The 21,016-nt window shown below is 70.0% G+C and carries 26 protein-coding genes; 12 read left to right on the top strand and 14 right to left on the bottom strand.

Annotation, left to right across the window (positions count from 1 at the left end; all coding sequences use genetic code 11):
* Nucleotides 1-36: 36 nt before the first annotated feature.
* The 4 genes from ACMW4R_RS10610 to ACMW4R_RS10595 form a co-directional block, all read right to left on the bottom strand.
* Nucleotides 37-1,623 carry an FGGY family carbohydrate kinase gene (locus tag ACMW4R_RS10610; protein ID WP_418299862.1) on the bottom strand — a complete coding sequence of 529 codons (1,587 nt, stop codon included), beginning with the start codon at nt 1,621-1,623 and terminating at the stop codon, nt 37-39.
* Complete coding sequence (locus ACMW4R_RS10605) at nt 1,620-2,639, bottom strand: NAD(P)-dependent oxidoreductase (protein WP_418299861.1); 1,020 nt, start codon at nt 2,637-2,639, stop codon at nt 1,620-1,622. Before ACMW4R_RS10605 ends, ACMW4R_RS10610 begins: the two co-directional genes overlap by 4 nt.
* 20 nt (nt 2,640-2,659) lie before the next feature.
* Nucleotides 2,660-3,511: a GntR family transcriptional regulator gene (locus tag ACMW4R_RS10600; RefSeq protein WP_418299860.1), complete on the bottom strand. Its 852-nt coding sequence runs from the start codon at nt 3,509-3,511 to the stop codon at nt 2,660-2,662.
* A gap of 279 nt (nt 3,512-3,790) precedes the next feature.
* Complete coding sequence (locus tag ACMW4R_RS10595) at nt 3,791-4,528, bottom strand: sulfurtransferase (protein WP_418299859.1); 738 nt, start codon at nt 4,526-4,528, stop codon at nt 3,791-3,793.
* Between the two features lie 87 nt (nt 4,529-4,615).
* Here ACMW4R_RS10595 and ACMW4R_RS10590 point away from each other — a divergent pair, with 87 nt between their 5' ends.
* From ACMW4R_RS10590 to ACMW4R_RS10580, 3 genes are read left to right on the top strand one after another with little or no spacing between them, the layout of a single operon-like run.
* Nucleotides 4,616-5,389, top strand: a complete 774-nt coding sequence (locus ACMW4R_RS10590) for a glycosyltransferase family 2 protein (RefSeq protein WP_058596687.1) — start codon at nt 4,616-4,618, stop codon at nt 5,387-5,389.
* Complete coding sequence (locus ACMW4R_RS10585; RefSeq protein ID WP_418299858.1) at nt 5,389-6,225, top strand: endonuclease/exonuclease/phosphatase family protein; 837 nt, start codon at nt 5,389-5,391, stop codon at nt 6,223-6,225. Before ACMW4R_RS10590 ends, ACMW4R_RS10585 begins: the two co-directional genes overlap by 1 nt.
* A gap of 8 nt (nt 6,226-6,233) precedes the next feature.
* Nucleotides 6,234-6,809: a hypothetical protein gene (locus tag ACMW4R_RS10580; RefSeq protein ID WP_418299857.1), complete on the top strand. Its 576-nt coding sequence runs from the start codon at nt 6,234-6,236 to the stop codon at nt 6,807-6,809.
* Nucleotides 6,810-6,940: 131 nt separating this feature from the next.
* Here ACMW4R_RS10580 and ACMW4R_RS10575 read toward each other — a convergent pair whose 3' ends face one another.
* Nucleotides 6,941-8,470 carry a catalase gene (locus ACMW4R_RS10575; protein ID WP_418299856.1) on the bottom strand — a complete coding sequence of 510 codons (1,530 nt, stop codon included), beginning with the start codon at nt 8,468-8,470 and terminating at the stop codon, nt 6,941-6,943.
* Between the two features lie 182 nt (nt 8,471-8,652).
* On the opposite strand from ACMW4R_RS10575, the gene ACMW4R_RS10570 reads away from it, so the two are divergent.
* Entirely contained in the window at nt 8,653-8,868 is a 216-nt protein-coding gene (locus ACMW4R_RS10570; protein WP_058613150.1) for a DUF2945 domain-containing protein, read from the top strand.
* Nucleotides 8,869-8,982: 114 nt separating this feature from the next.
* Here ACMW4R_RS10570 and ACMW4R_RS10565 read toward each other — a convergent pair whose 3' ends face one another.
* Both ACMW4R_RS10565 and ACMW4R_RS10560 read right to left on the bottom strand, forming a co-directional pair.
* A complete protein-coding gene (locus ACMW4R_RS10565) occupies nt 8,983-10,422 on the bottom strand; it encodes a cryptochrome/photolyase family protein (RefSeq protein ID WP_418299855.1) in 1,440 nt (479 codons plus the stop codon).
* Entirely contained in the window at nt 10,419-10,574 is a 156-nt protein-coding gene (locus tag ACMW4R_RS10560) for a DUF2256 domain-containing protein (RefSeq protein ID WP_081317363.1), read from the bottom strand. The genes ACMW4R_RS10565 and ACMW4R_RS10560 overlap by 4 nt, the downstream gene beginning before the upstream one ends.
* Nucleotides 10,575-10,741: 167 nt before the next feature.
* Between ACMW4R_RS10560 and ACMW4R_RS10555 the strand changes: the two genes are divergently transcribed.
* Nucleotides 10,742-10,873 (top strand): hypothetical protein, encoded by a 132-nt coding sequence (locus ACMW4R_RS10555; RefSeq protein ID WP_275044576.1) that lies wholly within the window; start codon nt 10,742-10,744, stop codon nt 10,871-10,873.
* A 39-nt stretch (nt 10,874-10,912) separates the two neighbouring features.
* Here ACMW4R_RS10555 and ACMW4R_RS10550 read toward each other — a convergent pair whose 3' ends face one another.
* Together ACMW4R_RS10550 and ACMW4R_RS10545 are read right to left on the bottom strand one after the other, a co-directional pair.
* The gene (locus ACMW4R_RS10550) at nt 10,913-11,404 is read right to left on the bottom strand and encodes a pyridoxamine 5'-phosphate oxidase family protein (RefSeq protein ID WP_058596693.1); all 492 of its coding nucleotides are present in this window, start codon (nt 11,402-11,404) and stop codon (nt 10,913-10,915) included.
* 53 nt (nt 11,405-11,457) lie between these two features.
* Nucleotides 11,458-11,808: a hypothetical protein gene (locus ACMW4R_RS10545; protein ID WP_058596694.1), complete on the bottom strand. Its 351-nt coding sequence runs from the start codon at nt 11,806-11,808 to the stop codon at nt 11,458-11,460.
* 530 nt (nt 11,809-12,338) lie between these two features.
* On the opposite strand from ACMW4R_RS10545, the gene ACMW4R_RS10540 reads away from it, so the two are divergent.
* Both ACMW4R_RS10540 and ACMW4R_RS10535 read left to right on the top strand, forming a co-directional pair.
* A complete protein-coding gene (locus ACMW4R_RS10540; RefSeq protein ID WP_013583139.1) occupies nt 12,339-12,542 on the top strand; it encodes a cold-shock protein in 204 nt (67 codons plus the stop codon).
* A gap of 174 nt (nt 12,543-12,716) precedes the next feature.
* Entirely contained in the window at nt 12,717-13,871 is a 1,155-nt protein-coding gene (locus ACMW4R_RS10535; protein ID WP_058626865.1) for a fatty acid desaturase family protein, read from the top strand.
* 98 nt (nt 13,872-13,969) lie between these two features.
* On the opposite strand, the gene ACMW4R_RS10530 is transcribed toward ACMW4R_RS10535, so the two are convergent.
* Nucleotides 13,970-14,572 (bottom strand): M15 family metallopeptidase, encoded by a 603-nt coding sequence (locus ACMW4R_RS10530; RefSeq protein WP_418299854.1) that lies wholly within the window; start codon nt 14,570-14,572, stop codon nt 13,970-13,972.
* Nucleotides 14,573-14,639: 67 nt separating this feature from the next.
* Nucleotides 14,640-15,143, bottom strand: a complete 504-nt coding sequence (locus ACMW4R_RS10525; protein ID WP_418299853.1) for a metallophosphoesterase family protein — start codon at nt 15,141-15,143, stop codon at nt 14,640-14,642.
* 51 nt (nt 15,144-15,194) lie between these two features.
* Between ACMW4R_RS10525 and ACMW4R_RS10520 the strand changes: the two genes are divergently transcribed.
* Nucleotides 15,195-15,863 carry a response regulator transcription factor gene (locus ACMW4R_RS10520; RefSeq protein ID WP_418299852.1) on the top strand — a complete coding sequence of 223 codons (669 nt, stop codon included), beginning with the start codon at nt 15,195-15,197 and terminating at the stop codon, nt 15,861-15,863.
* Nucleotides 15,856-16,971: a sensor histidine kinase gene (locus ACMW4R_RS10515; RefSeq protein ID WP_058628745.1), complete on the top strand. Its 1,116-nt coding sequence runs from the start codon at nt 15,856-15,858 to the stop codon at nt 16,969-16,971. The genes ACMW4R_RS10520 and ACMW4R_RS10515 overlap by 8 nt, the downstream gene beginning before the upstream one ends.
* Before the next feature lie 20 nt (nt 16,972-16,991).
* Here the strand turns inward: ACMW4R_RS10515 and ACMW4R_RS10510 are convergent, their stop codons facing one another.
* Entirely contained in the window at nt 16,992-17,444 is a 453-nt protein-coding gene (locus ACMW4R_RS10510) for a VanZ family protein (protein WP_418299851.1), read from the bottom strand.
* Between the two features lie 103 nt (nt 17,445-17,547).
* On the opposite strand from ACMW4R_RS10510, the gene ACMW4R_RS10505 reads away from it, so the two are divergent.
* Nucleotides 17,548-17,943, top strand: a complete 396-nt coding sequence (locus tag ACMW4R_RS10505) for a DUF3054 domain-containing protein (protein WP_058626863.1) — start codon at nt 17,548-17,550, stop codon at nt 17,941-17,943.
* 28 nt (nt 17,944-17,971) lie between these two features.
* Here the strand turns inward: ACMW4R_RS10505 and ACMW4R_RS10500 are convergent, their stop codons facing one another.
* The gene (locus tag ACMW4R_RS10500) at nt 17,972-18,484 is read right to left on the bottom strand and encodes a glycine cleavage system protein R (RefSeq protein ID WP_363337037.1); all 513 of its coding nucleotides are present in this window, start codon (nt 18,482-18,484) and stop codon (nt 17,972-17,974) included.
* Nucleotides 18,485-18,544: 60 nt separating this feature from the next.
* Here ACMW4R_RS10500 and ACMW4R_RS10495 point away from each other — a divergent pair, with 60 nt between their 5' ends.
* Complete coding sequence (locus tag ACMW4R_RS10495) at nt 18,545-18,823, top strand: DUF6412 domain-containing protein (RefSeq protein WP_363337039.1); 279 nt, start codon at nt 18,545-18,547, stop codon at nt 18,821-18,823.
* Nucleotides 18,824-18,950: 127 nt separating this feature from the next.
* Nucleotides 18,951-19,682: a YidC/Oxa1 family membrane protein insertase gene (locus ACMW4R_RS10490; protein ID WP_418299901.1), complete on the top strand. Its 732-nt coding sequence runs from the start codon at nt 18,951-18,953 to the stop codon at nt 19,680-19,682.
* Between the two features lie 3 nt (nt 19,683-19,685).
* On the opposite strand, the gene ACMW4R_RS10485 is transcribed toward ACMW4R_RS10490, so the two are convergent.
* Nucleotides 19,686-20,915 carry an MFS transporter gene (locus ACMW4R_RS10485; protein ID WP_418299850.1) on the bottom strand — a complete coding sequence of 410 codons (1,230 nt, stop codon included), beginning with the start codon at nt 20,913-20,915 and terminating at the stop codon, nt 19,686-19,688.
* Nucleotides 20,916-21,016 lie beyond the last annotated feature (101 nt).

Genomic DNA, 21,016 nt, shown 5'->3' with positions numbered 1-21,016 from the left:
TTCTCCTTGTGTGATGAGGGACGAAGCGTCGACGTCTCAGGCGAAGACGTCGGCGGAAGGGGAGACGGATGCCGCTCGCGCGGCGCCGGGCGGGGTGAACAGCGGAGGGACGTCGGGGCCGGCCACGGTCATCACGCTCCGGTAGACCCGGTGCCACCGTTCGACCACCCGGGTGTAGACGGCGCGTTCGTCGGCGGTGGCCACGACGCGGCGGTCGGTGTCACCCATCGGGGGGAGGTCGCCCCCGATGCCGGCAGCGGCGAGGCGAGCGGCCCCGTACGCGGTGGCCTCAGGCGCCACCGTGACCAGGGTGTCGAGCCCGCACACCCCCGCGATGATGCGCGGCCACAGAGCTCCGGCGCTGCTGCCGCCGGTGAAGGTGACGGAACCGTCGTCGACGGCTCGACCGCCCGTGAGATCCGAGAGGATGCCGAGGTGGGCAGCTGCCACGATGGCCGCGGCCTCCTCGATCGAACGCACGAAGGCTCCGCGCGACGACGCGGCGGTGTCGTTGATGTCGAACCCGACGAACGCGGGCGGCGCATGGTGCCACGCGTCGGCCTGCATGACGTTCGCCATGGCGGCGACGACACCGTTCGAGCCGGGCGGAACCTCCTCGGCCCACCGCTCCATGAGGGTGAACGCCGACCCGCCGTCGCGCGTGGCGGCCACGGCGTCGCCGCAGAACACGTCACGGAACCACCGCATGGCGAGACCCGACAGGAAGCCGATCCCTTCGACCATCCAGGTGTCGGGCGACACATGACACAGGGTGCGCAGCCGTCGCGAGGGGTCGATGACGGGCTCGGTGACGACGGCCGTGGTCTGCCAGAAGGTTCCCGCGACGATCGTGGGCCGTCCAGGACGCGCCGCGATGCCGTGGAGGGCGAGCTGGGTGTCCGCTCCCCCGCTCATCACCGGTGTTCCGACGGCGAGACCGGTCGCCGCGGCAGCGGTCGAGGTGACGCGCCCGACGGGCAGCCCGCATTCGACGACCGGAGGGAGGATGCCGTCGGAGACGCCGACGGCCGCGGCGAGGTCGTGCGACCAGGACCGAGCGCGCAGGTCGAAGAGGGCCGAGCTGGAACCGCACGTGGGGTCGGTGACGAACTCTCCCGTCAGGCGGGTGACCACCCAGTCACTGAGCATGCCGAGGTGCCGTGTGCGCGCGAGGACGTCGGGGGCGTGACGGGCGATCCAACGCAGCCGCGCGGGGGCGGTGATCGACACCCAGTCCCCGGCCACGCGGTAGATCTCGTCGGCGACACCCTCTGCCACGAGTTCGTCGGCCTCGGCGCGGGCGCGGCCGTCGGTGTTGGGGCACGCCCAGAGCTCCGAACCCTCACCGTCGTAGAGGACGAAGCCCTCGCGCATGCTGGATGCCGCGACGGCGGCGACGCGGCGGCCGTCCAGTTGCGCGACGACGTCACGGATCGCGGAGGCGATGAGGCTCCACCCCTGGCCAGCGTCGAAATCGGTGCCGCCCGGGAAGCCGGGAACGGCCCGGTGGGTCCACTCGCGCGCGGCGCGGGCGACAAGAGTCCCGTCGTCGTCGAAGGCGAGCGCCCGCGCGGATCCGGTTCCGGCGTCGATCGCGAGGTAGACGGGTCCGTCCGAGGTCATCGCTCCCACCGCAGCTTTCGGCCTTCGGTGTAGGCGGTGACCTCGTCTGCGAGCATCTCGGCCCCACGGCGAAGCGTCTCGTGGGTGGCCCCCGCCAGGTGAGGAGTCAGGATGAGATGCGGCTGCGCGACGAGATCGCGCCACGGACCGTCGGGCTCGTTCACATCGAGGGCAGCGCCGGCGAGGTGACCGTCTCGAAGGGCGTCCAGGAGAGCGTCCTCATCGACGAGCGACTCCCGCGCGGTGTTGATGAGAAGGGAGCCACGGGGCATCCGGGCGATCTGCGTGGAGCCGATGAGGTGTCGGTTCTGCGCGGTGGCGCGGGCGTGGATGCTCACGACGTCGCTCACGGCGAGGAGCTCGTCGAGATCGGCGACGATGCGCACGTCCGACACGGTCGCAGGATCGACGAACGGGTCGTATGCCAGCACCGTCGCACCGAGGGCGCGGACGCGCGCGGCGACGAGGCGCGCGACGTTACCGAATCCGACGAGTCCGACGGTGAGCGACGCGATCTCGCGGCCGAACCATCGGGCACCTTCAAAGGTCGACTCCGCCAGCGGTCGTCCGGTCGCCACGCGCTCGTCGACGTCGCGGAGCGAGGCCGGGACGTTGCGCGCGAGAGAGATGAGGAAGCCGACCGTGAGATCGGCGACCGCGTCGGCGTTTTTCCCGGGGGTGGTCGTCACACGGACTCCGTGGGCCGCGGCAGCCGCGAGATCGACGTTGACGGGACCCCCGCGCGCGCAGCCGATGAGCCGGAGACCCGGCAGCGCGGCGAACACCTCCGCGGTGAAGGGGGCGGCGTGGAAGACGACGACGTCATACCCCTGGGCGAGATGGGCGACCTCGGCGGGGTCGCCCTCAAACTCCCGCACTGCGGAAGTGTCCCCTGATGCGGTGACGTCGGACACGGTGGCCGTGTCGATTGTCATGCCACGGGCGGCGAAGGCGCGGGCGAAGATGTCGGCGGGCATGTAGCTGTCACCGAGCGCGAGGATGCGAGGACTTGTCATGGGGATCTCCGGGCAGGGGGTCAACGGGAAGACGGGTCAAGGGGGCGGCTGCCCTCGAGGGGGACGGGGTAACGCCCGGACGCGCTCTGACTGCTGATCCCTGCGGCGTCGAAGCCGGTGTCGACGCTCACGCGCAGGCGGTCGGTCCGTACGGAAGCGCGGGAGAAGTCGATCGGTTCCCCGTTGTCGTCGTAGGCCACGGCCTCCACCACGACGATGGGGTGGCCCGCTTCGACTTCCAGGATCGACGCGAGCGTCCGATCCGCCGACACGGCCTCGATCGAGCGATGCATCCGTGCGATCCGCACGCCCGCCACGCGGGTGATGGTGGCGTACAGGCTCGCGCGGGGATCCCGCAGATCGGCGAGCAGTCCCGCGAAGCGCGCGGGCATGTAGTTGATGACGTGCACGGCTGTGCGGGTTCCGACCGCGCGGACACGCTCCAAGACGAATCCCGCTCCGCCGATCTCCGCGCGGGGACCGACGACGGCGGCGGCCCACGAGGGAAGGATCTCCACACCGGCTCGGAGGATCTGCGAGGTCAGCGTGCTCCGTCCGTCCTCGCTGTATTCGCCCAGCAGGCTCGGAGCGGAGGGGAGGGTCCAGGCGGACGGGCCTTGGGCTCCCTCGACGAAGGCCCCCTTACTGCCCTGGCGACGGGAGATCATGTGGGCGGATTCGAGCCGCGACAACGCCTCTCGGACGGACGTCCGCGACGCGGCGAAATGCGCGCAGAGCTCGCTCTCGCTGGGCAGGCGATCGCCCGCCATCCAGGTGCCGTCCGAGATGCGGCTTTCGATCGCCCGCATGATCTGGAACCAGATCGGCGCGGTCGAGCTTCGATCCAACGGAGGGAACGCAAGGGTCGACATCGGTCCTCTTCTCTGAGGGATGTGGGCATGGCGCAAGCGGGCGAGAGTCTGGGTGAGATCGCGCTCGGGGCCGGCGGCTCGGGGTGGTGAAAGCAATCTTGCTCTCGGACCTGTATCTCCAGAAGAGACAAGTGGAGAATTTTCGCGCGCGACGAGAATCTGGCTAGAAAAGTCCTTTAGCCAGGTATTTTTCTCGGATCGCAGAGCGGCTCCGCGTGCACTCGGCGAACAACGAACCGAACCGAGGAGCTTGCTTGGGACAAGTCGCGCGGGGAGCGCTCAGACCGATCGCGCCGGCGCGAGCCCCGCGTCGAGCGCTTCGCGCCCGTCGAACACGAAACAGTCACCCTGCCAGTGCGCGTCGCCCTGGGCCGCGAACCACCCCAGGATCCCCCCGTCGAGCTGGTACGCGTCGACGCCTTCGCCGCGAAGGTAGAGCGCGGCCTTCTCGCAGCGGATACCGCCCGTGCAGAAACTCACGACCGTCTTCCCGGCGAGTTCATCTCGGTGAGAGCTCGCGGCATCCGGGAACTGCGTGAACCGCTCGATGCGCCAGTCCTTCGCGCCGGCGAAGGTGCCGTAATCGACCTCGAAAGCGTTGCGGGTGTCGACGAGCACGACCTCGCGTCCCTCGTCGTCGGTGCCGCGATCGAGCCAGCGGCGCAGGGTGTCGGGACTCACGGCGGGAGCCCGGCCGTCCTGAGGGCGCACCTCGGGCCGGTCCATGCGGATGATCTCGCGCTTCACCTTCACCAGGAGCTTGCCGAAGGGCACGGCATCCGACCAACTGTCCTTCGTTTCGAGCGCGGCGAAGCGCGGGTCGACGCGCAGTTCCTCCACGAAGCCGCGCAGGGCGTCGGTCTCTCCCGCGAGGAAGAGGTTGATGCCCTCTTCGGCGAGAAGGATCGTTCCGCGCAGAGCCGCCGCGAGCGCCCGCTCGCGCAGCGTGACGCGGAGGGCGGCGGGGTCGTCGATGCGCGTGAACAGATACGCCGAGACGTTGAGGACGGATGCCATGTCTCCAGCGTACGAAAGCGTCAAGCCTCCGAGCGTCGGGGAAGCGATCGCCTAGCGTGGAGGATCACTCGTCGTCTGGAGTTCGTCGTGCCCGAAAGACCCCCTCATCCGGTCGTCGGCGTGTCGGTCGTCATCCCGGTGCGGAACGACGGGCCGCACCTCTGGCGATGCCTGCGGGCGTTGGCCGCGCAGACCCTCGCGGCCGACGAGATCGTGGTCGTCGACAACGGCTCGACCGATGACAGCGCCGACATCGCGCGCGCCACCGGAGCTCGCGTGGTGTTCTGCGGCGAGCGCGGCATTCCCGCCGCGGCCTCGACCGGATACGACGCCGCGCGCGGGGAGCTCATCCTGCGTCTCGATGCCGACAGCCTTCCTGCTCCCACCTGGATCGCAAGCATGGTCCAAGCCCTCGCCGATCCGGAGGTGGATGCCGTGACCGGCGGTGCGGTGTTCCATGACGGTCCCGCTTCCCGGCGTGTGCTGATGGCCCGCGTGTTCCTCGGCACGTACAACACGTTCGCGTTCCCCGCGCTCGGGCACACGCCGCTGTGGGGGTCGAACATGGCGTTCCGCCGCGCGGCGTGGGAGGCGGTGCGCGACCGCGTCCACCTCGACCCCGAACTGCACGATGACCTCGACCTCGCCTATCACCTGGGAGTCGACCACCGCATCCGGTACGTGCCGGGGCGGCACATGCGCGTCTCTTCCCGCACGGTGGAGCCGCGGCGGTTCGCGCGCTGCTTCCGTCGCGGGGCGGGGACCGTCTTCGCGCACTGGCCCGCGGATGTCCCGCCCGTGCGGTGGGCACGGGTGGCGCGAGCGCGACGCCGCGCCGCCCGGATCGGGGCCGGGCGCTGATGGCCGGCATCCTCTTCCCCGACGTCACGGCGCCGGACCTGCACGTGATGAGCTTCAACATCCGACGACGCTTCGACCGGATCACCTGGCCGCCCGCCGATCGGTGGCCGATGCGCAAGCAGCGCCTGCGCACCTTCCTCGGCGCCCGTCGGCCGCATCTGCTCGGATCGCAGGAGGCGATGCCCGATCAGGCCTCCTGGGTGCAGGCCTCCCTCGGGTCGCAGTACGGGCGGATCGGACTCGGACGCGGGAAGAATCGCGAGGGCGAGGGGACTCCCCTGTTCTACGACCGGGACCGGATCGAGGTCGAGGACTGGGAGCAGGTCATGCTGTCGGACACCCCCGACGTCCCGGGGTCGACGGGCTGGGGCAATACGATCCCCCGCGTCGCGGTCGTCGCCCGACTGCGCGATCGGGCGACGGACGCGCGATTCACGTTCGTCAACACGCACTTCGACGCCTTCTCTCGGCGGGCACGGCGCCGCTCGGCGACCTGGCTGCACGACCTCGTTGCACGGCGCGAACTCCCTCTCGTCTTCACCGCCGACGTCAACGCGCACATCCGCTCGGCCGAGCTCGCGGGCATGTTCGCCGACGGCCTCCTGGTGGACACCTGGTCGTACGCCCCGGCGCGCCGGACCGCCGAGTGGGGAACGTTCAACAACTACGCGGCCCCTCGTGTCGGCGCACGGCGCATCGACGCGCTCCTGGTCACCCCCGACGTGGGCGTCCGTGCGGTCGGCATCGACCCCCGCCCGACGGGCACGCAGTGGCCGAGCGACCATCTGCCCGTGGAGGCCGTCCTGCGCAACCACCCGTCGGGGGGCCCGCGATGATCCGGGCCATGTACGCGAACCTCCAACGTCCCCCGCGCAGCGTGACCGACTGGCTGGCCGACCTCGTGCGGGCGGTCGCGATCGTCGCCGTCATCGTGTCCCTGTTCACCTTGCCGTTCACCGATTTCGCGGTGCTGTCGATGTCGCTGCCCGCGGTCATGCTGTCGCGGATGATCGGGCTGCGCTCGGGTCTCGACCTCATCACCTGCGTCACGGTGTTCGTGGCCGCGGGCAGCAACGTCATCGACCTGTACCGCGCCTGGACGGGCTGGGACCTCGTCGTGCACCTCGCGTGCACGGGCGTGCTCGCGGCTGTCGCGCTGGTTCTCCTCGAGGATGCGCGCGTGGTCGCCCCCACGGGCCGCCGCCGCGTCCCGATCGTCATCGCGACGATCACCGGGCTCGCGTTGAGCGCCGCGTGGGAGATGGTCGAGTGGTTCGGCTATCGCTTCATCACGGATGCCATCTTCGTGACTTACGACGACACGATCGGCGACATGATGGCCGGCGGCGCGGGAGCACTCGTGGCCGGGGTGCTGGCATCCCGGTTCCGCCTGACCCGAACCGACCGCGCGCGGCTGTAGACCCGCGACGCGTTCCCCGCCGAGACGGATGCGTTCCCCGCCGAAGTGCCCCCACGGGGCGGGCGTGCCGGAACCGGCCCCGACGAGGCGGGCGTGCCGGAACCGGCACTCCCCGCCCCGTGGGGCAGCCGTCAGATCTTGCCCGCGACGTCGCGGCCCACGAGGTCGCCGTCCGGATTCGGCTCGCTGAGCTGCTCGCCGGGAGAGGTCGTGTCCTCGAGCGGCGGAAGCCCGTCTTCCACGCGAGAGCCGATCTCGGCATCCACGTTCTTCCAGTACTGCACGGCACGATCGCGGACGTCCTTGCGCGTCACGCCGCCCACGTGTCCGGTGATGGTCTCGACGAGACGATCGCGCTCCTCGGCTGACATCACCTCGCGCACCAGAGCACCGGCCTGTCCCCAGTCGTCGTCTTCGGGGTGCAGGGTCGCCGCCGACCGCACGAGCTCGCCGTCGCTCTGCCATCCGCCGTCACCGGCACGACGAGGATCGGCCGCGGGGCCACCCGCCGAGTTGGGAGCGTAGACGGGCACCTCGGGCGGGTTGTACTCGTAGCGCATCGCGCCCTCCTTCGAGTACGAGTGCACCTCGGTGTGCGGACGGTTGACCGGCAGCTGCTGGTAGTTCGTGCCCACGCGGTAGCGGTGCGCGTCGGCGTAGCTGAAGATGCGCGCCTGCAGCATCTTGTCGGGGCTGCCGTCGATGCCGGGCACGAAGTTCGACGGTTCGAACGCGGCCTGCTCGATCTCGGCGAAGTAGTTGCCCGGGTTGCGGTTGAGCTCCATCGTGCCGACCTCGATTTCGGGGTAGTCGCTGTGCGGCCACACCTTGGTCAGGTCGAAGGGATTGAAGCGGTAGGTCTTCGCATCGTCGTAGGGCATGATCTGCACCTTGAGCGTCCACGTCGGGAACTCGCCCCGCTCGATCGCCGCGTACAGGTCGCGGATGTGGAAGTCGGCGTCCTGACCCGCGATCTGGTCGGCCTCGTCCTGCGTGAGGGTCTTGTGACCGAAGTCGGTGTGGAAGTGGTACTTCACCCAGAAGCGCTCGCCGTCGGCGTTGATCCACTGGTAGGTGTGCGAGCCGTAGCCGTTCATGTGGCGCCAGGAGGCCGGGATGCCACGGTCGCCCATGAGCCAGGTCACCTGGTGGGCGCTCTCGGGCGACAGCGTCCAGAAGTCCCACTGCATCGTGTTGTCGCGCAGGTGGCTACCGGGCAAGCGCTTCTGCGAGCGGATGAAGTCGGGGAACTTGATGCCGTCCTTGACGAAGAAGACGGGGGTGTTGTTGCCGACGAGGTCGTAGTTGCCCTCGGTCGTGTAGAACTTCAGCGAGAATCCGCGGGGGTCGCGCCACGTGTCGGGGCTGCCCTGCTCGCCCGCGACGGACGAGAACCGCGCGAGCATCTCGGTCTCGACGCCCGGCTGGAACAGCGCCGCGCGCGTGTACGCCGAGACGTCGCCGGTGGTGCGGAACGTGCCGAACGCCCCGCCGCCCTTCGCGTGCACGACGCGCTCGGGAACCCGCTCGCGATTGAACTGCGCGAGCTTCTCGATCAGATAGTGGTCGGTCAGGGCGATGGAGCCGTCGGCTCCGACGCTCTGCGAGTGCTCGTCGCTGGCGACGGGGGCGCCGCCGTTCGTGGTGGTCGGCTCGGTCATGGCTCTCCTCACGTCGTGGGCCGGGAAACGAAAGGCCCAGGGACGACGCTACGCACGGGCTCCGACATCGCCGAGGCATTGCGGTTCGTCCTCGGACCACGTAGGGGCCAGAGCCTGTCAATCCCCCGATCCCCGGCCGGCCGGGTCGGGAGCATGGCGGGACCGAACGAGAGGAACCGCACATGTCGAAGGATCTGTCGAAGGGCGACCGCGTCAGCTGGGACACCCCGCAGGGGCGCACGCAGGGCGAAGTCGTCGAGAAGAAGACGAAGGACTTCCAACACGACGGCCAGAAGTTCACCGCATCCGACGACGACCCGGCCTACATCGTGAAGTCGGAGAAGTCGGGGTCGACCGCGGCTCACAAGGGGTCGGCGCTGAACAAGCTGAAGAGCTGACGCCTCGCGGGCGAAACTCCTGACTTCTCCGCGGCGTCGCGGTCTCAGCCGAGCGCGCCACCACGACGGAGCGGTTTTCTCAGGAGTTTCGCCCGCGCCGCGCGGAGACCACGGCTACGCCCGCGCGTCCCGCCGCTTCCGCATCTGCGCCAGGGCCAGCCCCAGCCGGTGGTTGCCCGCCAGCACGTCCTCGTGACGCTCGAGGAACTCCCAGTACGCGTCGGTGAACACCGACTCCTTGGCATCCTGAGCCGACGGCCACCACGAGCCCATCTTCTGCAGATAGGCCCCACCCGAGACGTAGGGCTTGGTGGCCACGAAGCCGCCGTCGGCGAACTGGCTCATGCCCATGACGTTCGGCACCATCACCCAGTCGTACGCGTCGACGAACAGCGCCAGGAACCACGCGTTCACCTGACGCGGCGCGTACCCCTGCAGCAGGAACCAGTTGCCCAGCACCATCAGTCGCTCGATGTGATGCGCGTAGCCCCAGCGGTGCACCCGCTCCAGCACGGTGCGCACCGGGATGGGCAGGTCGCTCGGCATCCGTTCTCCGGAGTACCAGTACTTCTGGATCCGCTTCTCGAGATGCAGCGCGTTGACGTGCTCGAGCTTCGGGTGCGCCCGGTACATCCCGCGCATGTATTCGCGCCACCCGATCACCTGACGGATGAACCCCTCGACGGATGCCAAAGGGGCATCCGTGCGGGTCGCGGCGGCGACCACCTCCTCGACGGTGAGCAGCCCGATGTTCAGCATCGGCGAGATGATCGCGTGGAAGAGGAACGGCTCGTCGGCCTTCATCGCGTCCTCGTAGCGCCCGAAGTCGTGCAGCCGCTCGGCGACGAAGACGTCGAGCCAGTCGCGCGAGTCCTCGGGGGTGACCGGAAGCCAGAACTCCTCCGCCTTTCCCGGGTGCTCGGGGAACAGCTCGTCGACCTCGGCGATGACCGTGCGCGTGATGTCGTCGGCTTCGAGCTGAGGCAGGGGCGGGATCTCCACACCTTTCTTCGGCAGGGCCTTGCGGTTGTCGGCGTCGAAGTTCCAGCGCCGGCCCGCGGGCTTGCCCCCGTCCATCAGGATGCCGGTGCGCCGGCGCTGCCAGTGGTAGAAGTCCTCCATGAGCGGGGTCGGATGCTCGGCGAACCACCCGTCGACCTCTTCTTCGGGGGTGAGGAAGAGCCCGTCCGGGAGGACGTCGGTCTCGACGTCGTGATCGGCGCAGATGCGGGAGATCCGTTCGTCGACCGGGCGATTCGGATCGCTCATCCACGTCAACTCGGTGACGCGGTGCTCCCGCAGCAGGTGTTCCAGACCCGCCTTGAAGCCGAGGTCGTCGGCGAGGGTGATCCGACGCACCGTCCGCCCCTCGGCCTCGAGCCGGGCGGCGGTGTGCCGCATCGCCGAGATCAACAGCACGATCTTGTGCCGGTGGTACGGGAGCTTGCGGAAGCGGGGCGCCGACTCGATGAAGAAGAACTCCTCGACATCGTCGTCGGCGTAGGCGGGGTGCTCGGCGAACTGCTGCGTCGCGAGGATCAGTGCGGCCCTCACGCGCGCCGCCTCTGTCTCGCGGCGTTGGCGCGACACCCACGCGAGCAGTAGAGGACCTCGTCCCACTGGTCACGTCCGCTCCACCGCTTGCGATCGGTGAACGGGCGTCCGCAGTAAGCGCACGGCTTGGAGCGCACCTCGGGTCGTGACATGGCGTCATCGTTGCAAATCGCACCGCCCGCGCTCGGGGGCTTGCGCTGGCACGCGGGGCGCTCACACAAGCGCTCCCGCCCGGCGCTGACGCCCGCAGCGCTGACACACACGGGGAGCACGCGCAAGGCCCGCACGCAATCGCGGGAGTCCGTGATCGGGTCGCCCGATGGACACGACACCGGACCGTACGAACGACACCGCCGACGAGCCCGACGAGCTCGAGACCGCCGACGCGCCAGAGATTCCCGACACGACCGACGACGACGGCGAGCCCGTCGACAACCCCTCCGGAGGATGACGCACACGAAGGGCCCCGCGCGCGGGGCCCTTCGTCGCATCAGTCGGTCAGATCGAACTTCTCGTTCTCGCCGCCCTTCGGGCGCTCACCGGTCACTTTCGACGTGACCAGGGCGATCGCCGTCGCGAGGCGCCCTCCTGCACTCCCCCAGTACTCGCCGGTCAGCGCGGAGACCTTCAGCAGCGTGACCCCCGGGGACTCGGGGCCGTCCGGGAACCACGCCTCGACCGTCGTCGACCACAGCTCCTTGAGCTTCGCGAGGTCGTCGACGACCTCGGCGTGACCGGCGAGCGACAGCCACGTGCTGTCCGAGCTGAACGACAGTCCGACCTTCGGGTCCCGCCGCACATGCTCGACGGCCGAGGCGTGCGTACCGACGATGAACCACAGGTCGCCGTCGGACTCCCGCTCCTGGACGGTCAACGGGTGAGCGTGGAGCGCGCCGTCCTCGGCCCGCGTGGTGACCATGGCGAAGCGGAACTTCTTCAGTAGGTCGTTGAGCGTGTCCAGCTCGGTGTCGGTGGATGTCATGACACTCCCTCTTTCTGACGAACCCCCAGCCCACCGGGTCGCCGCGACGAGCGCTACGCGTTGACGTCGGGCCCGAGGTCTGCTCTCGGCGGGGCGAGCCGGTCGAGCTCCTCGATCGCGGCGCGGGCGCGCTCGATGCGGGCGACCACGTCGTCCTCCCACCACCGCGGGCCCCGCTCACCGAGCCCCGCCTTGGCCAGTCCGACGCGGCGGCGGGCCTGGGCCGTTCCGTCGGCATCCCCCGCACGTTTCGTCGTCCGCACCGCGGAGCGGGCGCGTCCGAGGTGGGATCTCAGCCGATCGGCGAGGTCTGCCGGCAACGCCGGATCCGTGCGGCGCCATCGACGACCGTCGATCACGAGCCAGCGTTCATCGTCGGTGGAGTCGTCGATCCCGGATGCCATGCCCCCAGTCCACCGTCCGGCGACGTCCGCGAAAATCTCCCGGGCGTCCCGTGGGCATCCGTGCTACCGTTGAATCATCAATTCTGGGATTTGCTTCATGGACGCCCGCCTCATCGATGAGATGTCGGGCGGACGGCACCGAGCCGTTCACCACCGTGGTCCCTCCTTACATCGTCGCACGGCACGCTCGATGACATCGGTCATCGCCTGCCTCCCGCGGAAAGTTTCTGTGTCTTCGCTTCACCCTTCGCCACTGTCGTGGCGCCAGGCCGATCTCGACGTCTTCGTCGCGACGGCCGGATCCGACTATGCCGGTTTCGTCGGCGCGGCCACCTCGGGCTTTGAAGCCCAGGGTCCGCTCGGCGAGAACCTCGGCATTCACACGTCCGTCGGGGCGGCTCAGGCCGCTGTCGACGGGCATCGCGTACGCGGCACCACCTCGGTGTCGCGGCGTCCCCGTCCGCTCCGCGTTCGTCGGAACGGCGCCCACGGTCGCTTATGCGGCCCAACATGAATAAAGGAAGAACACGATGGCCACTGGCACCGTGAAATGGTTCAACTCCGAAAAGGGCTACGGCTTCATCGCTCCCGATGACGGCTCCGCCGACCTGTTCGCGCACTTCAGCGCGATCCAGGGCAACGGCTTCAAGGAGCTGACGGAAGCGCAGAAGGTCGAATTCGACGCCGAGCAGGGCCCCAAGGGCATGCAGGCGGCGAACATCCGCCCCCTCTAAGCTCCGCAACACCCGAAGGCCGGGTCTGCCGCACGTGCGGCGGCCCGGCTTTCGTTGTGCTCGCAGGTGAACGGAGAGGGTCCGGCAGATGTGTATTCCCCGTGAGGCTCCTGCACATGTGGACGTATACCGGAGCCCTCATACGTCGGCACGTAGGGTTGGCCGAACCCGAGGATGCCTCCCGGGATCCCGACTCCGGTCACCTCAAACGAGGAGCAGTTCATCGCCTCCACCATCGTCGAGTCCCGTCTCGGCCCCGTTCGTCAGACCTACTCCGGCACCACCGAATTCCCCCCGATCGCGAAGGCCTACACAGAGCTGTCCCAGGTCGTTCGCGAGAGCGGACTCCTCGTCCGCACCCGCGTGTTCTACGCTCTCGTCGGCTCCGCCCTCGTCCTGGCCTTCGCCGGCTGCATCGCCGGATTCGTGCTCCTCGGCGACAGCTGGTTCCAGCTGCTGATCGCCGCAGCCCTCGGCATCCTGTTCACGCAGGTGGCGTTCCTCGCCCACGAGGCGAACCACCGTCAGATCTTCGCCTCGGGCCCCGCGAACGATCGTCTGGCGCTGTGGATCGGCAACGGCGTCGTTGGCATGAGCCAGTCGTGGTGGGCCTCGAAGCACACCCGTCACCACGCCAACCCCAACCGCGTCGGCAAAGACCCCGACATCGAGATCGACACCATCTCGTTCCTCGACGAGGACGCGGCCAAGGCCCGCGGCATCCAGCGCTGGATCACCCAGCGGCAGGGCTGGCTCTTCTTCCCCCTGCTGACGCTGGAGGGCCTCAACCTGCACGTGCTGGCCATCCGCCACCTGGTCTCGCGCGGCGAGGTCAAGGGTCGCTGGACCGAGCTGGGACTCATCGCCCTGCGCTTCACGGTCTTCGTGGCCCCGGTCTTCGTGTTCCTCCCCCTCGGCATGGCCTTCGCGTTCCTCGGTGTCCAGCTCGCGGTGTTCGGCGTGTACATGGGCGCCTCGTTCGCGCCCAACCACAAGGGCATGGCGGTGATCGCTCCCGGCGCGAAGCTCGACTTCTTCAGCAAGCAGGTGCGGACCTCGCGTAACATCTCGGGCGGCTGGTGGGCCACCTGGCTCATGGGCGGGCTGAACTACCAGATCGAGCACCACCTGTTCCCGAACATGCCGCGGCCGCACCTGAGCCGCGCGCGAGAGATCGTCATCGAGCACTGCCAGACCCTCGGCGTGCCCTACGTCGAGACGACGCTGCTGCAGTCCTACGGCATCGTGATCCAGTACCTGAACCGCGTGGGCCTCGCCGCCCGCGACCCGTTCGAGTGCCCGCTGACCTCGGCGGCCCGCCGCGTCTGAGCCCGCGAGCGCAGGACACGCACAGAGACACCCACAGAGACACTCACAGAGAAGGGCGTCGCACCGGAAGGCCGGTTGCGACGCCCTTGTCGTCTCTCTCAGCCGCGGGCGTCGAGCTTCTGCACGGGGCATTCGCCCCCGGGCTCGGTCGCACGTTCGAAGTGCCACCTCTCGTTCGCGTACGTCTGGCACAGTCCCCACTCGCGGCCGTGCTCCATGATCCACAACTGGGCGTCGAGCGTTCCGATGTCGACCGCCCGACCGGTCACGTGGCTCGAGGTCTCCGGAGTCGCCACGTACTCACGCGCCAGATCTTCGCTGCCGTACGTGCGCACCGCGTCGGCGAGGAGGCGACGTTGGAGGTCGACGCTGCGCCACCCGCTGGTGATGTCGAACCGGATGCCATCGGCCTCGGCCGCGACCTGTGCGGAACGCAACGCCTCGAGGAGGGCGGGATCCAACCGCTGCAGGGCGGGATGGGTGTCGTCGTCGACGGTCAATGGCGTATCGGCCGCGATGAGCCCGTCCGCCTCGGTCGGGACGAAGATCCCCGCGGGCCGGACGGCCGTCGCGAAGGACGAGAAGGTCAGCGTCACCGCCAGGGTGACGACGGCTGCGAGCAGCAGGACGACGACGCCGGCCACCGCGAACAGGGAGACGAGCCGGCGTTGACGGGACAGGGGGTGCGAGGGGACGGCCATGGCAGCAGTCCAGTGCGCCGGCCGTTGCCATGCCGTATCGCGCGACGCATACGCGGACGATACGCCGTCAGTCGCGAACGACCTCGTGCAGGGCGAGATCGCGGATCGTCCCCTCGGCCAGCGTGAGTGTCATCATCGTGCACCGCGGCTGTCGTCGGCGGTCCGTCGGCGATCCGGGGTTCAGCAGACGCAGACCCGCCGGGGTCGTCGTGTCCCATGGGATGTGGCTGTGCCCGAACACGAGCAGGTCGGTGTCCGGGAACGCGGCGTCCATCCGTCTCTCCCGACCGGTCGCGGCACCGGTCTCGTGGACCACGGCGACGCGGACCCCCTCGATCTCGGCGCGCGCGATCTCGGGCAGCCGAGCGCGCAGGTCGGCACCGTCGTTGTTCCCCCACACCCCCAGCACGGGCCCGAGGGCGAGGAACTCGTCCAGCACCGCCTCGGTCACCCAATCCCCCGCATGAACGATCAGATCGACCTCGGATGCCGCTCGCCGCACGGCATCCGGAATCGTCCGGGCTCTCTTCGGCACGTGCGTATCGGCCACGAGCAGCAGTCGGATCGCCATCACTCCACGCTACATACGCTCGCGATACACCGGCCCGCCTACGATGACGGGATGCGCGTGCTGATCGTCGAGGACGAGCCCTATCTCGCCGAGGCGATCCGCGACGGACTCCGCCTGGAGGCGATCGCGGCGGACATCGCCGGCGACGGTGACTCCGCGCTCGAGCAACTCGGCTACACCGCGTACGACGTCGTCGTCCTGGATCGCGACATCCCCGGACCCAACGGCGACGAGATCGCTCGCCACCTCGCGGTCCAGCCGGCCGCTCCCCGCGTGCTCATGCTCACCGCCGCCGACCGCCTCGACGACAAGGCCTCCGGCTTCGAGAGCGGTGCCGACGACTACCTGACGAAGCCGTTCGTCTTGAGAGAGCTCGTGCTGCGACTGCGTGCGCTTGCGCGCCGGCCCGCGACCGGGGCTCCCCCGATCCTCGAGCTCGACGGCATCCGTCTCGATCCGTTCCGGCGCGAGGTGTACCGCGACGGCCGATACGTCTCGCTGACCCGCAAGCAGTTCGCCGTGCTCGAGGTACTCATGTCCGCGGGCGGCGGCGTGGTCAGCGCCGAGGTCCTGCTCGAGCGCGCGTGGGACGAAAACGCAGACCCCTTCACCAATGCCGTGCGCATCACGATCTCGACGCTCCGAAAGCGCCTCGGCGAGCCGTGGCTGATCCAGACCGTCGCCGGCGTCGGGTACCGCATCGGTCCCGCGGATGCGTGAACGTCCGACCGGACTGTCGGTCCGCATCAAACTGACGCTCAGCTACGCGGTCTTCGTCGTGATCGTCGGGATCGCCCTGTTCACGGTGGGCTTCCTCGTCCTGCGGTTCCTGCCCGAGGGCACCCTTTACGCCACGAGCGGCCTCTTCACCCCCGCGCGCCGCGACCTCGCCGACGTCTTCGTGAAGTACGCGTGGTTCACCGTCGCCGGGCTCGCCGTCATCGGCCTGGGCGGGGGCTGGATCGTCGCGGGTCTCATGCTCCGGCCGCTGACCCGCATCACCGACGCCGCACGGGCGGTGCGCGATGGAAGCCTGGACCGTCGCGTGGATCTCCCCGGCCCGCGGGACGAGCTGACCGACCTCGCCGACACCTTCGACGCGATGCTCGCGCGCATCGCCGAAACCGTGCAGGAGCAGCGGCGTTTCGCGGCGAACGCCTCGCACGAGCTGCGCACCCCGCACGCGACGATGCGCACGATGCTCGAGGTCGCGAAAGCTGATCCCGAGGGCGTCGACGTCGAGCGGCTGCTCGCCCGCCTCGACGACACGAACGAGCGGGCGATCCGGCTGACGGAGGCGATCCTCGCCCTCTCGCGCGCCTCGAACGGCGGCGTGGTGGGGCGCACCGAGGTCGAGATCGACACCCTCGCCGCCGAGGTGTGCGGGGAGCTCGCTCCGCTCGCGACGAGGACATCCGCGCGGCTCACCACGCGCATCGCGTCGCCCGCCGTCGCGATCGCGGACGAGACGCTCGCCCGCCAGATGCTCACGAATCTGGTGCACAACGCGATCGTCCACAGCACACCCGACGGCGAGCTTGCGCGCGAGGTGCAGATCGCCGTGCGGACGGACGCGCGCAGCGTCGTGATCGACGTCGCGAACACCGGCGCCGTGCTGTCCCGTGAAACGGTGGCCACGCTCCCCGAGCCCTTCGTCCGTGCGGCCGGGCGTGCCCGCCCCGCGGACGGCGGCACGGGCCTCGGTCTCGCCATCGCCGTCGCGATCGTGCGCGTGCACGAGGGCTCGCTCGAGCTCTGGCCGCGCGAGGGCGGCGGACTGCACGCGCGCGTGCGCCTGCCCCGGCCGACCGCTGTTCACGAGCGGTGACCCGGTCGGCGCGAGGCTCCTCACCCGCGCGCTGCCATCTCCCCCGCGCGGACGGCCGCGAGCGTCACCAACCGCGAGACGATCACGATCACCGTGCCCACGCCCGCGCCGATGGTGTTGTGAAGAACGTCGTCGGCGTCGGGCACCCGACCGGGGATGAACGACTGAGCAGTCTCGACCGCGAGTGAGACGGCGGCCCCGAAGAGCACGGCGGCGGGCGCGAACCGCAGGGGAAGCAGCGCCGCCACCGCGATCCCGAGCGGCACGAACAGAGCCACGTTCATCACGACATCGCTGTCGTACGCCAGGCCGAAGCCGCCCCACCGCTCGGTCACGAGGAAGAACGCGTCGATCGCCCTCTCCTGGAACGGACGGATGAGCGCCCGCGGCGCGAGCGTGAGCGTCCCGACGACGGTGAGCGCTGCGGCGGCGACGAGGACACGGGCGGGGGTGAGGACCGGGGCGTTCGGCATGGAGTCTCCTGGGTGATCGAGCTTCCAGCCCACACGCCGCGGTGTTGCCGGCGCGTCTGCGCCTTCCGATACGCGGACGATATGCCGCGCCCGGACGAGGACAATGGATGCCGTGACCTCCTCCCGCATCCACCCCGCGCTCGTCCTGCTCGTCGACCTCGTCTTCGTCGTCGTCTTCGCCGCGATCGGGCGCGCGACCCACGACGGTGACGTCCTCGGCCCCGCCGGATCGGGGCTGGCGACCACGGCGTGGCCGTTCGTCGTCGCGTTGGGCCTCGGGTGGTTGATCAGCCGCGGGTGGCGCGCTCCCCTCGCTCCGGTGCGCACGGGACTCATCGTCTGGGTGGTGACCGTCGCCGTCGGCATGGTGCTGCGCGCGGTGAGCGGTCAGGGCGTCGCTGTCGCCTTCGTGATCGTCGCGGCGATCACGCTCGCGCTCTTCCTCGTGGGCTGGCGCGCGATCGCGCGGCTGGCGTCACGTCGCCGCCGGGCCGCCTGAGGCGCGGAGCCGCGCGCGGACGCGGGACTCAGTCCGCGAGCGACACGTCGACCTGGATCTCCGCCGCGAGGCGCTCCAGCTCGGTGACCAGGTCGTCGACCTCGACGCCCGCGACGAGCGTCACCGTGATGGACGCCTCGAACAGACGGCCGCCCGCCATCGCGGCATCCGTCGTCTGCGTCGACATGCGCTCGATGCTCACTCCGCGCGCACTGAGGGCCGACGTGATCTCACGCACGATGCCCGAGCGGTCGTTGCCGATGACGTCGAGGGTGACACTGTGCGGAGCGGATGCCGTTCCTTCGGGTGAACCGAGGTGAACCGTGACCGCGAGGGTACCCGCCAGCCCCTCGAGGGCGCCGCGGAGGGCATCGGCCCGATCGGCGGCGACCGACACCTCGACGATGCCGGCGAAGGCTCCCGCGAGTTCCGCGAGCTCGCTGTTCTCCCAGTTGCCGCCGTGGGCGTCGACGATGTCGGCGACGGACGACACCAGGCCCGCGCGGTCGTCACCGACGATGGTCAGAACGAGGGTGGTCATGGCCCCAGCGTAGCGAGCGGCCCCTGCTAGCGTGGGAGAGACGTCGAGAGGAGGCCGCGCGTGATCGCATCGCTGATCGCCCTGCTGAACCTGCTCCTCGCGACCGCCGAGCTCGCTCTCACGCCCGGCACCGGGGCTCCCCTGCTCGCCGTGGTCCTCGCCGCGGCCGTCGTCGTCACCGTCGCGATCGTCCTCGTCGTCCTGCCGGCTCTGCTCGCCGGCGCAACGCCGCGCGCTCCGCGGCCGATCGATCCCTCCGCTCCGCTCACGCAGAGCGACCCCGACGCAGCGGGGCACCCCCGCCCTCGAGCGCCGGGATTCGTGGCCCGCGCCGCCTAGCCCCCGCCCCCGCCGTCCTGTGACGGTGGCCGTGGCATCCGTTCCGGAGGGGCGGTGGCGCAGTGATCCCTCGATCACCGATCCCTCGATCACCGATCCCTCGATCGCCGCCACGAACGGAACCCTCATGGACCTCTTTGCTCTGCCCCCACTCGCCTTTCTCCTCGATCTCACCACCCAGGGCCTGCTCGCCCTCACCGACGCTCTCACGCCCCTGGCCGGGGGTCTCGCCGCCGCTCTCGCCGTGGTGGCCGTCACCCTCGTCGTGCGACTCATCCTCATCCCGGTGGGGATCTCACAGGCCCGCGCCGAGCAGACGCGCGCCCGTCTGGCGCCCCGTCTGCGCGTGCTGCAGGAGCGGTGGCGCAAGAACCCCGAACGCCTCCAACGCGAGACGATGCAGCTGTATCGCGACGAGAACACCTCCCCCGCCGCCGGCTGCCTCCCGCTGCTCGCGCAGGCGCCGATCGTCGGGATCCTCTACGCGGTGTTCCTCCACCCCACGGTGGGCGGGCACGCCAACACGCTCCTCACCCACGACCTGCTCGGGGTCCCGCTGGGGCGCAGCCTCATCGGCGCCTTGACCTCGGGAACGACGGATGCCACGACCCTGGCCGTGTTCGCCGGCATCGTCGTCGTGATCGCCGGCGTCGCCGAACTCACCCGACGGCTCCTGCGCCCGGCGACCGATCCGTCCGGTCCGGCATGGATGACCGGGATGGTCGGGGTGTTGCAGTTCACCACAGCGGTCGTGGCGCTGTTCGTCCCCCTGGCGGCGGCGCTGTATCTCACCGTGACGACGGTGTGGACGCTCGGACAGCGGCTCCTGCTGCGGCGGCGCTACCCGCTGCCGGCGTGAGGCTCAGAGCGACGGCCGGTCCCACCGCGAGCTGCGCGAGGCGTTCACCCAGGCCATGGCCAGCACCAGGAGGGCGGCCACCGCCGGGAAGAGCATCGCCGTCTCCACCGAGACCTGCTCGGCGACCGCACCGGTCACCGCCGACGAGAGTGCCTGTGCGAGCGTCAGCGCCGAGGCGAGGACGGTCATCGTCGAGGCCGTACGTCCGCGCGGGGCGCGGTGCCCGGCGAGGCTGAAGAGCGTGACGAGCGAGGGACCGACACCGATCCCCATGAGGCACAGCACGAGGGTGACGGTGGGGACGGAGCCGCCGACGGTGTACGCGCCCGCCGAGGCGGTGAGGATGCTCGCGAAGGCGACGAGACGCCAGCGCAGCGAGAAGCGCGCGGGAAGCACCGCGACGGCGAGGGCGAGCACCGCCGACCCGACGCCCATCACGCCGTACAGCAGGGCGCCGGCCTCCGGCGCCCCCTGGGCTTCCATGAACGCCGTGAGTGAGGTGAGCGTCGAGCCGAAGAACAAGCCCACGCCGAACACCGAGGCCACCAGCACGAGGAGCCGCGGATGCAGGAGCTCTCGCGCCGGTGCCATCGCCGCGCGCTCGGACCGCTCGGGCACCGCGCGGCCGGTCGGGTGCAGGGCGAACGCCGTGACGAAGACGAAGCTCAGCACCGCCGCGCCTGCGATCGGCGCCCACGGCGCGATCAGTGCGGCCAGCAGCCCCACCACGAAGGGGCCGATGACGAACGCCGTCTCGTCCGCGGCCGATTCGTACGCCATCGCGCGTGAGAACGTGCGCTCGCGCCGCGTCGGATCGACGCGCTCGCCGATGAGCGCCATGACGCGACTGCGCGACATCGCCGCGGTCTGCGGACCGGTGAGCCCGATCGCCGCGGCCGACGCCAGAAGCAGCGCGTCCGAGTCCGAGGCGGCGACCACCAGCGGGAAGAGCGAGAGCAGGATGCCGTTGGCCAGGCCCACCGGCACCAGCACGCGCCGCTGCCCGAAACGGTCGGCGAGATCGCCCAGGACGGGTCCCGCGACGACGACACCGAGCCCGACGGCGGCGGACGTGAGCCCGCCAAGGGCCACCGAGCCGCGCACGGCGACGACCAGGGCGAGGACGCCCACCGTCATCATCGCGAAGGGAAGACGCGCCACGAACGCCACGGGGAAGTACGACAGGCCCGTGTGGTGGATCAGCGACCGGTGGGTGGTGGCGGGCAGAGTCATAGAGCGGTCTCCGGGGGCGAGGGAACGTGCCGCCTTGCCGAGCCGGTAGGTAGGTGCACTGCGTGCGGCGGGCGAACCCGCCGGCCCATTCTACCGAAGCG

The sequence above is a fragment of the Microbacterium sp. S1037 genome (assembly GCF_048381605.1).
Lineage (GTDB): Bacteria > Actinomycetota > Actinomycetes > Actinomycetales > Microbacteriaceae > Microbacterium > Microbacterium testaceum_B.
The sequence above is the reverse complement of the archived record's forward strand: the minus strand, read 5'-3'. Positions and strand labels throughout refer to the sequence as shown.

What these genes read in the sequence shown, in the direction of transcription:
- ACMW4R_RS10510 (WP_418299851.1), bottom strand. Translation starts at nt 17,444, where the DNA reads ATGCCGAACGCCCCGGTCCTCACCCCCGCCCGTGTCCTCGTCGCCGCC.
- ACMW4R_RS10585 (WP_418299858.1), top strand. Translation starts at nt 5,389, where the DNA reads ATGGCCGGCATCCTCTTCCCCGACGTCACGGCGCCGGACCTGCACGTG.
- ACMW4R_RS10545 (WP_058596694.1), bottom strand. Translation starts at nt 11,808, where the DNA reads ATGGCATCCGGGATCGACGACTCCACCGACGATGAACGCTGGCTCGTG.
- ACMW4R_RS10560 (WP_081317363.1), bottom strand. Translation starts at nt 10,574, where the DNA reads ATGTCACGACCCGAGGTGCGCTCCAAGCCGTGCGCTTACTGCGGACGC.
- ACMW4R_RS10500 (WP_363337037.1), bottom strand. Translation starts at nt 18,484, where the DNA reads ATGACCACCCTCGTTCTGACCATCGTCGGTGACGACCGCGCGGGCCTG.
- ACMW4R_RS10530 (WP_418299854.1), bottom strand. Translation starts at nt 14,572, where the DNA reads ATGGCCGTCCCCTCGCACCCCCTGTCCCGTCAACGCCGGCTCGTCTCC.
- ACMW4R_RS10570 (WP_058613150.1), top strand. Translation starts at nt 8,653, where the DNA reads ATGTCGAAGGATCTGTCGAAGGGCGACCGCGTCAGCTGGGACACCCCG.
- ACMW4R_RS10485 (WP_418299850.1), bottom strand. Translation starts at nt 20,915, where the DNA reads ATGACTCTGCCCGCCACCACCCACCGGTCGCTGATCCACCACACGGGC.
- ACMW4R_RS10520 (WP_418299852.1), top strand. Translation starts at nt 15,195, where the DNA reads ATGCGCGTGCTGATCGTCGAGGACGAGCCCTATCTCGCCGAGGCGATC.
- ACMW4R_RS10505 (WP_058626863.1), top strand. Translation starts at nt 17,548, where the DNA reads ATGGATGCCGTGACCTCCTCCCGCATCCACCCCGCGCTCGTCCTGCTC.
- ACMW4R_RS10600 (WP_418299860.1), bottom strand. Translation starts at nt 3,511, where the DNA reads ATGTCGACCCTTGCGTTCCCTCCGTTGGATCGAAGCTCGACCGCGCCG.
- ACMW4R_RS10490 (WP_418299901.1), top strand. Translation starts at nt 18,951, where the DNA reads ATGGACCTCTTTGCTCTGCCCCCACTCGCCTTTCTCCTCGATCTCACC.
- ACMW4R_RS10555 (WP_275044576.1), top strand. Translation starts at nt 10,742, where the DNA reads ATGGACACGACACCGGACCGTACGAACGACACCGCCGACGAGCCCGAC.
- ACMW4R_RS10575 (WP_418299856.1), bottom strand. Translation starts at nt 8,470, where the DNA reads ATGACCGAGCCGACCACCACGAACGGCGGCGCCCCCGTCGCCAGCGAC.
- ACMW4R_RS10540 (WP_013583139.1), top strand. Translation starts at nt 12,339, where the DNA reads ATGGCCACTGGCACCGTGAAATGGTTCAACTCCGAAAAGGGCTACGGC.
- ACMW4R_RS10550 (WP_058596693.1), bottom strand. Translation starts at nt 11,404, where the DNA reads ATGACATCCACCGACACCGAGCTGGACACGCTCAACGACCTACTGAAG.
- ACMW4R_RS10525 (WP_418299853.1), bottom strand. Translation starts at nt 15,143, where the DNA reads ATGGCGATCCGACTGCTGCTCGTGGCCGATACGCACGTGCCGAAGAGA.
- ACMW4R_RS10535 (WP_058626865.1), top strand. Translation starts at nt 12,717, where the DNA reads ATGCCTCCCGGGATCCCGACTCCGGTCACCTCAAACGAGGAGCAGTTC.
- ACMW4R_RS10595 (WP_418299859.1), bottom strand. Translation starts at nt 4,528, where the DNA reads ATGGCATCCGTCCTCAACGTCTCGGCGTATCTGTTCACGCGCATCGAC.
- ACMW4R_RS10580 (WP_418299857.1), top strand. Translation starts at nt 6,234, where the DNA reads ATGTACGCGAACCTCCAACGTCCCCCGCGCAGCGTGACCGACTGGCTG.
- ACMW4R_RS10610 (WP_418299862.1), bottom strand. Translation starts at nt 1,623, where the DNA reads ATGACCTCGGACGGACCCGTCTACCTCGCGATCGACGCCGGAACCGGA.
- ACMW4R_RS10515 (WP_058628745.1), top strand. Translation starts at nt 15,856, where the DNA reads ATGCGTGAACGTCCGACCGGACTGTCGGTCCGCATCAAACTGACGCTC.
- ACMW4R_RS10605 (WP_418299861.1), bottom strand. Translation starts at nt 2,639, where the DNA reads ATGACAAGTCCTCGCATCCTCGCGCTCGGTGACAGCTACATGCCCGCC.